General features: G+C 46.0%; 10 protein-coding genes and 12 tRNA genes. 20 read left to right on the top strand and 2 right to left on the bottom strand.

Annotated elements, in window-relative coordinates:
- Positions 1 to 2: 2 nt before the first annotated feature.
- From WJM94_RS23280 to WJM94_RS23225, 12 genes are all read left to right on the top strand, one after another.
- A tRNA-Gly gene (locus WJM94_RS23280) sits at positions 3 to 78 on the top strand.
- Positions 79 to 119: 41 nt separating this feature from the next.
- Positions 120 to 196: transfer RNA gene (locus tag WJM94_RS23275), tRNA-Met, on the top strand.
- Positions 197 to 228: 32 nt separating this feature from the next.
- Positions 229 to 304: transfer RNA gene (locus WJM94_RS23270), tRNA-Gly, on the top strand.
- A gap of 60 nt (positions 305 to 364) precedes the next feature.
- Positions 365 to 441 (top strand) — tRNA-Met (locus WJM94_RS23265).
- Between the two features lie 120 nt (positions 442 to 561).
- Positions 562 to 637, top strand: a tRNA-Gly gene (locus WJM94_RS23260).
- Between the two features lie 41 nt (positions 638 to 678).
- Positions 679 to 755 (top strand) — tRNA-Met (locus tag WJM94_RS23255).
- A 32-nt stretch (positions 756 to 787) separates the two neighbouring features.
- Positions 788 to 863 (top strand) — tRNA-Gly (locus WJM94_RS23250).
- Positions 864 to 904: 41 nt separating this feature from the next.
- Positions 905 to 981, top strand: a tRNA-Met gene (locus WJM94_RS23245).
- 18 nt (positions 982 to 999) lie between these two features.
- Positions 1,000 to 1,075: transfer RNA gene (locus tag WJM94_RS23240), tRNA-Gly, on the top strand.
- A 34-nt stretch (positions 1,076 to 1,109) separates the two neighbouring features.
- Positions 1,110 to 1,185 (top strand) — tRNA-Gly (locus WJM94_RS23235).
- 34 nt (positions 1,186 to 1,219) lie between these two features.
- Positions 1,220 to 1,295: transfer RNA gene (locus WJM94_RS23230), tRNA-Gly, on the top strand.
- A 33-nt stretch (positions 1,296 to 1,328) separates the two neighbouring features.
- Positions 1,329 to 1,405: transfer RNA gene (locus WJM94_RS23225), tRNA-Met, on the top strand.
- Between the two features lie 619 nt (positions 1,406 to 2,024).
- On the opposite strand, the gene queG is transcribed toward WJM94_RS23225, so the two are convergent.
- The gene (queG, locus tag WJM94_RS23220) at positions 2,025 to 3,152 is read right to left on the bottom strand and encodes a tRNA epoxyqueuosine(34) reductase QueG (protein WP_444496535.1); all 1,128 of its coding nucleotides are present in this window, start codon (positions 3,150 to 3,152) and stop codon (positions 2,025 to 2,027) included.
- A gap of 362 nt (positions 3,153 to 3,514) precedes the next feature.
- On the opposite strand from queG, the gene tsaE reads away from it, so the two are divergent.
- From tsaE to hflC, 8 genes are all read left to right on the top strand, one after another.
- Positions 3,515 to 3,979, top strand: a complete 465-nt coding sequence (gene tsaE / locus WJM94_RS23215) for a tRNA (adenosine(37)-N6)-threonylcarbamoyltransferase complex ATPase subunit type 1 TsaE (RefSeq protein WP_444496534.1) — start codon at positions 3,515 to 3,517, stop codon at positions 3,977 to 3,979.
- Positions 3,973 to 5,688, top strand: coding sequence for an N-acetylmuramoyl-L-alanine amidase (locus WJM94_RS23210; protein ID WP_444496533.1), 1,716 nt, complete (start codon positions 3,973 to 3,975; stop codon positions 5,686 to 5,688). The genes tsaE and WJM94_RS23210 overlap by 7 nt, the downstream gene beginning before the upstream one ends.
- A gap of 17 nt (positions 5,689 to 5,705) precedes the next feature.
- Complete coding sequence (gene mutL, locus WJM94_RS23205) at positions 5,706 to 7,724, top strand: DNA mismatch repair endonuclease MutL (RefSeq protein ID WP_444496532.1); 2,019 nt, start codon at positions 5,706 to 5,708, stop codon at positions 7,722 to 7,724.
- Positions 7,721 to 8,653 carry a tRNA (adenosine(37)-N6)-dimethylallyltransferase MiaA gene (gene miaA, locus WJM94_RS23200; protein WP_444496531.1) on the top strand — a complete coding sequence of 311 codons (933 nt, stop codon included), beginning with the start codon at positions 7,721 to 7,723 and terminating at the stop codon, positions 8,651 to 8,653. Before mutL ends, miaA begins: the two co-directional genes overlap by 4 nt.
- 193 nt (positions 8,654 to 8,846) lie before the next feature.
- A complete protein-coding gene (gene hfq / locus WJM94_RS23195) occupies positions 8,847 to 9,110 on the top strand; it encodes an RNA chaperone Hfq (RefSeq protein WP_444496530.1) in 264 nt (87 codons plus the stop codon).
- 39 nt (positions 9,111 to 9,149) lie between these two features.
- Positions 9,150 to 10,439, top strand: a complete 1,290-nt coding sequence (gene hflX, locus WJM94_RS23190; RefSeq protein WP_444496529.1) for a ribosome rescue GTPase HflX — start codon at positions 9,150 to 9,152, stop codon at positions 10,437 to 10,439.
- A gap of 45 nt (positions 10,440 to 10,484) precedes the next feature.
- Positions 10,485 to 11,690: an FtsH protease activity modulator HflK gene (gene hflK / locus WJM94_RS23185; RefSeq protein WP_444496528.1), complete on the top strand. Its 1,206-nt coding sequence runs from the start codon at positions 10,485 to 10,487 to the stop codon at positions 11,688 to 11,690.
- Between the two features lie 2 nt (positions 11,691 to 11,692).
- Positions 11,693 to 12,673 (top strand): protease modulator HflC, encoded by a 981-nt coding sequence (hflC, locus tag WJM94_RS23180; protein WP_444496527.1) that lies wholly within the window; start codon positions 11,693 to 11,695, stop codon positions 12,671 to 12,673.
- 71 nt (positions 12,674 to 12,744) lie between these two features.
- Here hflC and WJM94_RS23175 read toward each other — a convergent pair whose 3' ends face one another.
- Entirely contained in the window at positions 12,745 to 12,930 is a 186-nt protein-coding gene (locus WJM94_RS23175) for a DUF2065 domain-containing protein (protein WP_444496526.1), read from the bottom strand.
- Between the last annotated feature and the right edge of the window lie 17 nt (positions 12,931 to 12,947).

Genomic DNA, 12,947 nt, shown 5'->3' with positions numbered 1-12,947 from the left:
ATGCGACACTAGCTCAGTTGGTAGAGCGCAACCTTGCCAAGGTTGAGGTCACGAGTTCGAACCTCGTGTGTCGCTCCAGTTTGATAAGCTGTCATCATGCTTTGAATGATGATTACGGACGCGGGATGGAGCAGCTTGGTAGCTCGTCGGGCTCATAACCCGAAGGTCGTTGGTTCAAATCCAGCTCCCGCAACCAAATTTAGATTGAACGCAATAGCGGTTAATCATGCGACACTAGCTCAGTTGGTAGAGCGCAACCTTGCCAAGGTTGAGGTCACGAGTTCGAACCTCGTGTGTCGCTCCAAATTCTTTCTTTAAAAAGAAAGCTAAGTTTTCATCGTACTTAACGGTGACACAATACGGACGCGGGGTGGAGCAGCTTGGTAGCTCGTCGGGCTCATAACCCGAAGGTCGTCGGTTCAAATCCGGCCCCCGCAACCAAATTTAAGACAGTTTGATTGTTATTTTTCATAACCCTCAGGCCGTCGACGGATGCGCCGCCCGGATCAAATCCCGGCCCTCGCAACCAAATTAAGATTGAACGCAATAGCGGTTAATCATGCGACACTAGCTCAGTTGGTAGAGCGCAACCTTGCCAAGGTTGAGGTCACGAGTTCGAACCTCGTGTGTCGCTCCAGTTTGATAAGCTGTCATCATGCTTTGAATGATGATTACGGACGCGGGATGGAGCAGCTTGGTAGCTCGTCGGGCTCATAACCCGAAGGTCGTTGGTTCAAATCCAGCTCCCGCAACCAAATTCAGATTAAACGCAATAGCGGTTAATCATGCGACACTAGCTCAGTTGGTAGAGCGCAACCTTGCCAAGGTTGAGGTCACGAGTTCGAACCTCGTGTGTCGCTCCAATATAAAAAGCTTTCATCATGCTTTGAATGATGATTATGGACGCGGGATGGAGCAGCCTGGTAGCTCGTCGGGCTCATAACCCGAAGGTCGTCGGTTCAAATCCGGCTCCCGCAACCAATTCTCTTCCGAGAATATGCGACACTAGCTCAGTTGGTAGAGCGCAACCTTGCCAAGGTTGAGGTCACGAGTTCGAACCTCGTGTGTCGCTCCAAACTCATAGCCCTCATTGTGCTTAACAGTGACATGCGACACTAGCTCAGTTGGTAGAGCGCAACCTTGCCAAGGTTGAGGTCACGAGTTCGAACCTCGTGTGTCGCTCCAAACATATAGCCCTCATTGTGCTTAACAGTGATATGCGACACTAGCTCAGTTGGTAGAGCGCAACCTTGCCAAGGTTGAGGTCACGAGTTCGAACCTCGTGTGTCGCTCCAGTTTTAATTATTGCATAAGCAATAATACACGGACGCGGGATGGAGCAGCTTGGTAGCTCGTCGGGCTCATAACCCGAAGGTCGTCGGTTCAAATCCGGCTCCCGCAACCAATTTCAAACGATAGTACGGGTGGTTAAGAATTTCATAACCCTCAAGCCATCGACGGATGCTCTGCCCGGTTCTCATCAGGCTCTTGCAACCAATCCACATTGCTCTTTTCATTATGCTGTGAAGCATGAATCCCCTAAAACTAAAGTTTAATCCGCATTATATGATGTCGGACGTTTTCGTTTGTGTTTAAAACATAATATGAATCGGAAGGCACAAGAGTACTCTGGTATGCGGAGCGTTATACTATCTTTCATTAACAGAGTTATCCACATACAACGTTCTGTGGATAAGTTAGTTGATAAAGTGTTTTTAGCGTGACATTTTTTGTTAGTAAACGAAGATCTTTTGTCTGGCAGATATTTCTGATGGCGTGAAGTTTTTTTTAACTTACTGTTAAATAAGGAAAAGTCTGGTTTTTTTCTGGATCGGATACGTTAAAATACGATCATTAGATTGTGTTTTTTTGATCCTAATCATTTACTACGATTGTGTTTAACTTTTTTATCTGCCCCATTTTTTACCGAATCTCAAATTTTTTTCCACATTTCAAAATTGAGAACGAGGTCAAGGATTGCGCATGCAAAAAGTATTTTCAATCTTTTGCATATAGACTACGCATTATGCGTCTCTCGTTAAGCCTTTCTCGATAATTCTGATTAAACGTTTTCTTTTCGTCTCAATTGACTCGCTCCCTTGTCCAGGAACTTGATTGAGGTGCTGAGCCAGTGCCCAGTTAATGTGTTCATCAAGTAATTCACTTTCACCTTGGCGAGACGTCAATGCATCAATGACCCTCTGGCTGTATTCTGCATTGCCAAGCGCAACTGCAATATTGCGTAGCCATTGCAAGTGGCCTATTCGGCGAATCGCGGAGCCTTCCATGTTTCTTAAAAACGTTGTTTCATCCCAGTAAAACATGTCGACCAAGTCGGGATGTTGGAAACTATCACGACGGTGAAAATCTTCTTGTTCGGTGATATCGGCATACCGATTCCAAGGACAGACAAGTTGGCAGTCATCGCAGCCGTAAATACGGTTGCCCATAGGTTTGCGAAACTCTTCTGGAATCACACCATCAAACTCAATGGTGAGATACGAGATGCAACGTCGAGCATCCACGATCTTATCTTCTACGATGGCTTGTGTTGGGCAAGAGGTAATGCAGGCTTTGCATTTTTCACACTGTTCAACACTTGGCTGATCGACTGGCAGAGGTAAATCAACGAGCAACTCACCTAGAAAGAACCAAGACCCACACTCTTTATCTAAAATAAGTGAGTGTTTTCCTGTCCAACCTAATCCTGCTTTTTGAGCTAGAGGACGCTCTAATATGGGTGCAGAATCAACAAAAGGACGGTAGCCAAACTGACCGACTTCTTCTTCGATTAATTTACCGAGTTTATTGAGCTGCTTTCTCACTAGTTTGTGATAGTCACGTCCAAGCGCATAGCGACTGATGTATGCGTGATTTTTATTGGCAAGGTTAGAAGCGAATTGAGCTTCAGGTGGCAGGTAATCCATTCGCGCGCTAATGACACGCACTGTACCCGGCAGTAGCTCATTTGGCCTCGCGCGCATCATGCCGTGACGTGCCATCCAGTCCATTGAACCGTGATAGCCCGCATCGAGCCATTTCTGCAATGCGACTTCATGTTCACTAAGATCAACATCGCAAATGCCGACTTTTTGAAAGCCGAGCTCTTTTCCCCAAATTTTGATTTGTTGTGCGAGTTGTTCGTAGTTCATGCGTGCCACCGAGATAAATGGGGGGCGGATCTTAACGGATCTCTTTCATTGGTGCTACCGTAAAGTCGAAGTATTTCAGGTAAGCCTACATGCCAAAAAATCATCAAGGCGTAGCCTGATCGTATTATCGCGAGAATAATCACTTATTTATAATGGAACCTTTTGCTATCCGCAGCATTCTTATAAAGGTGAGTTAAACTCTTATTGCCTGAAGTGAACATTCGGTCAATAAGATACAGTTTTTTGGCTACTTTTTTCGCATATATGACATTTGAAAGCTTGTCTCCCAAAACCAACACAGTTTAATATTCCTGTTCTTTTGATTTTTATATAGTCAACGATCATTAGTTAGAGAAGCATCAATGAGCACGAAACACTTTAATTTGAAAGATGAGCAAGAAACGGTAGCACTGGGCACCGCATTGGCTCAGCTTTGTTCTCAACAAACGACAATTTATCTGCATGGTGATTTGGGTGCAGGTAAAACAACTTTTAGTCGTGGTTTTGTCCGTGCTCTTGGACATCAAGGAAACGTCAAAAGTCCAACTTACACTTTGGTTGAACCTTATCAGTTGGATAAGTGGCAGGTTTACCATTTTGATCTTTATCGCCTTGCCGATCCTGAAGAGCTTGAGTTCATGGGGATTCGAGATTATTTCACCGATGATGCGATTTGTTTGGTTGAATGGCCAGAAAAAGGGCACGGCTTATTGCCGAAGCCCGATCTTGATGTGAACATTCGCTACCAAGGTGAGGAGCGTGTAGCCGAACTAACAGCGAATAATGATTATGGTGTGCAGTTACTCAGTCGATTGGAGTTATGTTGAGTTTTTCAAATTTTAAAGCAGTGGCGACGTTTGTCGCCGCTGCTCTCCTTATCATCCCCAATTTAGCGTTTGCTAACGTCGTTAATAGTTTCCGAGTTTGGCCTTCACCGGATGAGACTCGTGTTGTCATCGATTTAGGCTCGGAAGCTGACTACTCCTATTTCTCATTGTCTGGACCGGATCGCCTGGTCGTCGATTTGAAAGACACCACCATGCAAGCCAAATTACCGGTGACGGTGTCTGATAGCCCAGTTTTGAAATTGGTACGACAAAGCTCTCCTCCAGAAACGGGGACTTATCGTCTGGTTTTTGAGCTGAAGAAAAGTGTCCAAGCTGATCTTTTCAAATTGAGTCCGACTCCGGGCGGGCAATATGGCCACCGATTAGTTGTTGATCTGCCGCATGGCAACAAAGCTGCGACGTCGGAATCAAAACCGGCAGAAAAAACCACTACGAGCAAAGACATGAGCTCAGTACAACGTGCTCAAGAAGTGCTGATCGTTATCGACCCTGGTCATGGAGGTGAGGATCCTGGTTCGATTGGTCCGTCACGCCGTAAATTTGAAAAAGATGCGGTATTGAGTATCTCTCGTAAGATTTCAGCTCAACTCAATGCAACGCCGGGCGTCAAAGCCCGCCTGACACGAACTGGGGACTACTTTGTCAACCTCAATCGACGTGTGGCAATCGCGCGTGAAAATGATGCACATTTGTTGATCTCTATTCACGCGGATGCGTTTACGTCTCCGAATCCTCGCGGTGGATCGGTGTTTGTGCTGAATACGCGTCGTGCTAATACCGAGATTGCTCGTTGGGTCGAGAACCATGAAAAACAATCTGAACTTTTAGGTGGTTCAGGCAATGCTTTTGTCACCAATACTAAAGATCGCAACGTTAACCAAACCTTGCTGGATCTGCAGTTTAGCCATTCACAAAAAGAAGGTTACAAACTAGCGACAGATATCCTGGGTGAAATGGGGCGTGTTGCGCATTTGCACAATGCTAAGCCAATTAATACTAGTCTGGCCGTGTTGCGTTCTCCACAAATTCCATCGGTGTTGGTAGAAACCGGCTTTATCTCTAACCCAACGGAAGAGCAGCTACTCTTCCAGCGCGCGCATCAAGACAAGCTGGCGCAGGCGATTACAAAAGCCGTTGTTAAGTATCTGAAAGACAACCCGCCAGAAGGCACGGTGTTCTCATCACCTTCTCAGTCAATGATACACATTGTTAAGAGTGGTGAATCCTTATCGGTGATCGCGAATAAATACGGTGTCAGTACGAACGCGCTGATGTCCGAGAATCGTTTGAAATCGACTGGCTTAGTTGTGGGTCAAAAACTTCTAATTCCTTCCGCAGGAACGATTCAAGTACCGAGCAAACCAATTACGGTTGAGACTGAAAGCATCATTCATACTGTTAAGCCGGGTGAGTTCTTAGGTAAAATTGCCAGCCATTACAAAGTGAAGGTTTCTGACATTCGCCGAGAAAACAGTCTGAAATCGGATACATTATGGGTAGGTCAGAAACTTAAGATCACTGTCGCGGTAAAAGATAAGCCAATCCGTAAGCACAAAGTCTCACGAGGTGATTATCTTGGTAAGATAGCTTCTCAGTATGGTGTGAGCGTGGAGAGTATTCGTCAGGCAAACAACTTACGTTCAGATCAGCTCGCAGTAGGGCAAGTTCTGATCATTCCAAATAAGTAAGTGAGCTTTAACGCGTTATGACGATTAAAATTCTGCCAGCCAGGCTCGCCAACCAAATTGCGGCAGGGGAAGTGGTCGAAAGACCAGCCTCTGTTATTAAAGAACTGGTTGAGAATAGCCTTGATTCAGGTGCCACTCGAATCGATATCGATATCGAAAAAGGGGGCACTAAGCTTATTCGTGTTCGTGATAACGGCAAAGGTATCGCGAAAGATGAGCTGGGGTTGGCATTGAGTCGTCATGCGACGTCCAAGATTCATACCTTGGATGATTTAGAAGCGATCATGAGCTTAGGCTTTCGAGGCGAGGCGTTAGCGAGTATAAGCTCGGTTTCTCGCCTTACACTTACCTCGCGTCCTGCGGTGCAAGAGGAAGCATGGAGTGCCTATTCCGAAGGTCGTGAGATGCAGGTTAAGCTGCAACCTGCGGCTCATCCCATTGGGACAACGGTTGAAGTATTGGATCTCTTTTTCAATACACCGGCCCGTCGTAAATTTCTTCGTACAGAGAAAACGGAATTCACCCACATTGATGAGCTGTTAAAGCGCATTGCATTAAGCCGTTTCGACGTGTCGATTAACGTTCGCCATAACGGAAAAATCGTTCGCCAGTATCGTGCGGCAAAAAATCCGCTTCAAACCGAAAAGCGTATTGCTGCGGTCTGTGGCAATGCGTTTGTTCGTCACATGCTGCGTATTGAGCTAGAGCATCAAGGCTTAAAACTGCATGGTTGGATCACCACTCCGGAAGGCGCTCGTCAGCAAAGTGATTTGCAATATTGTTATGTGAATGGACGTATGATGCGTGACAAGCTGATTAATCACGCCATCCGTCAAAGCTATGAAATGAGCTTAAAACCGGATCAGTTTGCTGCGTATGTTCTGTTTATTGAGCTCGATCCTCATCAGGTTGACGTGAATGTCCATCCGGCAAAGCATGAAGTTCGTTTCCATCAGGCGCGATTGGTGCATGATTTTATCTATCAGGCCTTGGCGGATGCGCTGGTGCAAAGCGCGGTGATAGAAAAGCCGCACGTTAATGAATCTGCGTTTCATCATTCAGATCTTTCTCAGAAGAATAGCGATAGTCATACGGATTCCGAAATGTCGTCAGAGACCGCGAGCGTATCGTCGCCAGTGCCTGAGCGCGTGTATCAAGCGATAGATAATACACCGGCTTATCCGGGCCGAAGTGATTATGAAACTAAACCTCGCGAGCGTTCTTCGATTGATTCTTCTGTGCGAGAAGGTCGCCAGTCAGATGCCTACAAGCGCTCGGACTGGATTGAATCCAAGCCAGCCCTGAAACCGACGCACAGTAAAGAGCGTCATGTTGAACCCGCACCAAGTAAACAAGAAGTGCGTGCTTATCATGAGCTGCTACAAACGCCAGACTTTGAGCCTAAAGCTACACCTGCTGATAGTTCGGTCGGTACACGGATTGAACAAGCGCCGTTGCCTCAGGTCACTGCATTGGGGAAAGCATTGGCAGTGGTAGATGAGCAATTTGTTTTGATGAGTAGTGACAGCGGCGTTGCATTAGTTTCATTACCAAGAGCGGAATTCTACCGAATAAAAGGCCAGCTAACGCCATCTGAAGGTGCATTAAAAGCACAACCATTGCTCGTACCGTTATCGATAAAATTGGATACTGAACTGGTCAAGTTGGCACAGGATTATCAGCAAGATTTTGCGCAACTTGGTATTCAGTTGAAAGCCAGAAATGACAAGGCTTTAATGGTCATGGGTGTACCTGCGCCATTACGCCAACAAAACTTGCAAAATTTGGTGCCAGATCTGTTATCTTACGCGCAAACGTGGGTAAAGGAGGAGATGGCTACGAATCAGATGCTTTCAGCGCTGGTCGATTGGCTCGCTTTACAGGTAACTAAAGTGAAGAGCCACTATACTCTCTCCGAAGCCATTCAAATTATTGCGGAACTTGAACAGTTGAGACATGGCCAGTTGCCATTAGAAGATACTACATTCGTATCTGCTGTTGATTTCTCTGCCACGATAGCCAAATTAACACCATGACAGAAAAACTACCTTTGGCTCTTTTTTTAATGGGGCCAACTGCATCAGGTAAGACAGAGCTTGCGATTCGATTACGTCAAAAGTTCCCGGTTGAGATCATCAGTGTAGATTCTGCATTGATCTACAAAGGGATGGACATTGGTACTGCCAAGCCTGACGAGCGCGAGCTAAGCTTAGCGCCTCATCGATTAATAGATATCTTGGATCCGAGTGAGTCCTACTCAGCGGCAGACTTTCGTCGTGATGCCTTACAGGCGATGGATGATATTGTTGCAGAAGGGAAAATTCCGTTGCTTGTTGGCGGTACCATGCTGTATTACAAAGCATTACTTGAAGGCTTATCACCTCTTCCTGCTGCAAATCCTGAAATTCGTCAGCAAATTGAGCAAGAAGCATTGACTAAAGGTTGGTCGGTGTTGCACGATGAACTCAAAGAGGTTGATCCTGTATCTGCGGCGAGAATTCACCCCAATGATCCTCAGCGTTTATCTAGGGCATTGGAAGTTTTCCGAATTTCAGGTAAAACTCTTACTGAATTGACTCAAACGAAAGGTGAAAGCCTGCCGTACCGGGTCAAGCAGTTTGCAATAGCTCCCAAGGATAGGGCAGAACTTCACCGTCGCATTGAACTGCGCTTTGAAAAAATGATGGAAGCGGGATTCGAAGATGAAATGAAAGCGTTGTATGCGCGACAAGATCTTCATCCGGATCTTCCATCTATTCGATGCGTAGGTTACAGACAGATGTGGGAGTATTTAGACGGGGACTGCACCCGCGAAGAAGCGGTGTTTCGTGGTATATGTGCGACTCGTCAATTGGCCAAGCGTCAAATCACCTGGTTACGCAGCTGGGATGACTTAACTTGGTTAGATAGTGATAACATTGAACAGTCTCTCGAAACCATTTCGGAAGCAATAGCATCTGATTGAGATAGCTGTGTATAATGTGATCGTTTTTGCGTGAACGCACTCTCTAGGGATCAGTAGTTGGCGGTTTTATACTATGCTGCTAATTACTTAGAGTGCATTTTTGATTCGTTTAGCTCAGATGCAAAAGCAGTACTTTTTTGCAGTGCACCACTAGCTAAATAATTACAACTACAAATTAAATAAGGAAAATAAAATGGCTAAGGGGCAATCTCTACAAGACCCATTTCTAAACGCGCTACGTCGTGAGCGTATTCCAGTTTCTATCTATCTTGTGAACGGCATTAAATTGCAAGGTCAGATCGAATCATTCGATCAGTTCGTGATCCTATTGAAAAACACAGTTAACCAAATGGTGTACAAGCACGCGATTTCAACAGTTGTGCCAGCTCGTCCAGTGAGCCATCACAGCGGTGAGCGTCCACAAGGTGATCGTCCACAAGATAAATCAGAAGATTAATTCTTCATCGAGTATTTTTTAAAGTAAGGAGTTGATTGCTTGTTTGACCGTTATGAATCCGGTGAGCGAGCCGTACTTGTTCATATCAACTTCACGCAAGAAGGTGAATGGGAAGATCTGGCTGAGTTCGAAATGCTGGCTTCTTCCGCTGGGGTAGAGACGCTACAAGTGATTACTGGTAGTCGTCAATCCCCACACCCGAAATACTATGTCGGAGAGGGTAAAGCTCAGGAAATTGCTACTGCGGTACAATTAGATGGTGCTGAAATTGTGATTTTTAATCACTCCCTCTCTCCTGCCCAAGAACGTAACCTCGAAATACTGTGCAAATGTCGAGTTCTCGACCGCACTGGTCTCATCCTCGATATATTTGCTCAACGAGCTCGAACACATGAAGGTAAGCTACAGGTAGAGCTGGCTCAACTTCGTCATATCTCTACTCGTTTGATTCGTGGTTGGACGCACCTTGAAAGGCAGAAAGGTGGTATCGGTTTACGTGGCCCTGGTGAAACCCAGCTGGAAACCGACCGTCGATTATTGCGTGAAAGAATCAAAACCATTCTTCGTCGCTTAGAAAAAGTGGCCAAGCAGCGTGAACAAGGGCGACGCGCCCGAAGTCGAGCAGAAATCCCAACGGTTTCTCTCGTGGGTTACACCAACGCAGGTAAGTCGACACTGTTTAACCGCATCACTGAAGCGGGTGTATATGCGGCAGACCAGTTGTTTGCAACTTTGGATCCTACATTACGTAAGATTGAGTTAGCGGATGTTGGACCTGCCATACTTGCAGATACGGTTGGTTTTATTCGACATTTGCCTCACGACTTAGTCGCTGCATTTAAAGCAACCTTGCAAGAAACGCAAGAAGCTGACATTTTGTTACATGTTGTTGATGCCAGTGATGAGCGTTTTCGTGAGAATATTCAAGCTGTTCATGAAGTACTAGAAGAGATCGATGCACATGAAGTGCCGAGTCTGCTAGTGATGAACAAAATCGACAATCTAGATTCGCAGCAACCACGAATAGAACGTGATGAGGAAGGCATACCTCGCGCGGTTTGGGTATCTGCAATGGAAGGAATAGGCATCGATCTCCTGTTTGATGCGTTGACCGAACGTCTCGCGTCACAAATGGTTGAGCTTCAACTGTGTATTCCTCCACAGTATCAAGGACGGTTCCGCAGTACATTTTTCCAAATGAAGTGTATTCAGCGTGAAGAATATGACCAGGAAGGTAACTTGTTGATCAATATTCGAATGCAGCACGTAGATTGGTCTAGACTTGAAAAAAGAGAAGGGGCAGTTTTGACTGACTTTATAGTCACTTAAAGGACTGCTACAGTATAACGTCATATCAAATGATGGAGCTTTCTAATGGCGTGGAATGAGCCTGGAAATAACAACGGCAACAATGGCCGCGATAACGACCCTTGGGGTAATAATAATCGTGGTGGCCAGCGTCCTGGTGGTGGCCGAGATCAAGGTCCGCCAGATTTAGATGAAGTGTTCAACAAACTGAGTCAAAAGCTGGGCGGCAAATTTGGTAAAAAAGGTGGCGGTGGTTCTTCTATCGGCGGCGGTGGTAGCGCAATTGGCTTTGGTGTCATTGCACTTATTGCTGTTGCGGTTTGGTTCTTCGCTGGTTTTTACACCATCGGTGAAGCAGAACGTGGTGTTGTGCTGCGTTTAGGTAAATACGATCGTATCGTAGACCCAGGTCTTAACTGGCGCCCTCGTTTTATTGATGAATATGAAGCGGTTAACGTACAGGCGATTCGTTCACTTCGTGCCTCTGGTCTAATGCTGACTAAAGACGAAAACGTCGTAACGGTGGGTATGGATGTTCAGTACCGTGTTACTGACCCGTACAAGTATTTGTATCGTGTAACTAATGCAGACGACAGTTTACGTCAGGCGACGGATTCTGCGCTGCGTGCAGTAATTGGTGACTCGCTGATGGATAGCATCCTAACCAGCGGCCGTCAGCAAATTCGTCAAACTACCCAAGAAACACTGAACCAAATTATCGATAGCTATGATATGGGTCTTGTGCTTGTTGACGTGAACTTCCAGTCTGCTCGTCCGCCAGAGCAAGTGAAAGATGCGTTTGATGATGCTATTGCAGCGCGTGAGGATGAAGAGCGTTTCATCCGCGAAGCAGAAGCATATAAAAACGAGATTTTGCCGAAAGCAACAGGTCGTGCTGAGCGTTTGAAGAAAGAAGCGCAAGGTTACAGCGAGCGTGTAACCAACGAAGCACTTGGTCAGGTAGCACAGTTTGAACAACTACTACCAGAATACCAAGCAGCTCCTCGAGTAACTCGTGATCGTCTGTACATTGATGCTATGGAAGAAGTTTATTCAAGCACCTCGAAAGTGCTGATTGACTCTGAATCAAGTGGTAACCTTCTGTACCTGCCAATTGATAAGTTGGCTGGACAAGAAGGCCAAGCCGACACTAAACGTAAATTGAAGTCTTCTTCATCCTACGATCAAATTCAACTAGAGTCTGATCGCCCACAAGAAGATGCGTCGGACTCGCAGTCTCGTTCAACTGGTTCACGTCAAGGGAGATACTAAGAATGCGTAAGTTAATGATCCCTGTATTGGTAATAGCCCTAGCATTGTTACTGATGTCTCTGTTTGTGATTCCTGAAGGTGAACGCGGTATTGTGGTTCGATTTGGTCGTGTTCTTAAAGACAGCAACGACATCACTCGAATTTACGAGCCGGGTCTGCATTTCAAAATGCCACTGTTTGATCGTGTAAAAACTCTTGATGCACGTATCCAGACAATGGATGGACGTGCTGACCGTTTTGTAACGTCTGAGAAAAAAGACGTAATCATTGATACCTACGTAAAGTGGCGTATTGAAGATTTTGGTCTTTACTACCTGGCAACAGGTGGTGGCAACTCACTAACGGCAGAAGCACTTCTTGAGCGTAAAGTAACTGACGTGCTTCGTTCTGAAATCGGTGCTCGTGAAATCAAGCAAATCGTGTCTGGCCCACGTAATAACGATGTGTTACCAGAAGATGCAAGCAGCGATGAAGTGACCACTGAAGCAGCGCGTGAAGCACTAGAAATTGATGGTGAGCGTGACCTAGTCATGTCTAACGTGTTGACAGACACGCGCCAGAGCGCGATGAAAGACTTAGGCGTTCGTGTTGTTGATTTCCGTATGAAGAAAATCAACCTGCCTGATGAGATCAGTGAATCTATCTACCGCCGTATGCGTGCTGAGCGTGAGTCGGTAGCTCGTAAACACCGTTCTCAAGGTCGTGAAAAAGCAGAAGTTATTCGCGCTCAAGCAGAGCTTGAAGTGGCAACCATTCTGGCTGAAGCAGACAAAACAGCTCGTGTAACACGAGGTGAAGCGGATGCAGAAGCTGCGAAGATTTACGCAAATGCTTACAACAAGGAGCCTGAATTCTTCAGTTTCCTGCGTTCTCTAAGAGCATATGAAAAATCGTTCAGCTCTAAGAGCGACATCCTTGTTCTGGATCCGAAGAGCGACTTCTTCCAGTACATGAACAACTCGAAAGGTGGAAAAGCTGAGTAAAAGAACCGTTCAATAGCTAAAAGGCTCCATCAGGAGCCTTTTTTGTTTCTGTAGGTCCGGGAGCTATCTTGCTAACTCATCATAATAGCGATCACTGCTCCGGCAACGACCAGACATCCACCGATACGGCGCAGCTGGTTGTTGGGTTGCTCACTCAATTGGGCAACCATATTGCGCCAGCCATTTGGCGCGATAAGTGGGCCGATACCTTCAACAATCAAAACGAGCCCTATCGCCATCCATATTGACTCAGACATAACGCTTTCCATTTAAA

Source organism: Vibrio sp. YIC-376 (assembly GCF_052353105.1).
Lineage (GTDB): Bacteria > Pseudomonadota > Gammaproteobacteria > Enterobacterales > Vibrionaceae > Vibrio.
This window is presented reverse-complemented; position numbering and strand designations above follow the sequence as displayed.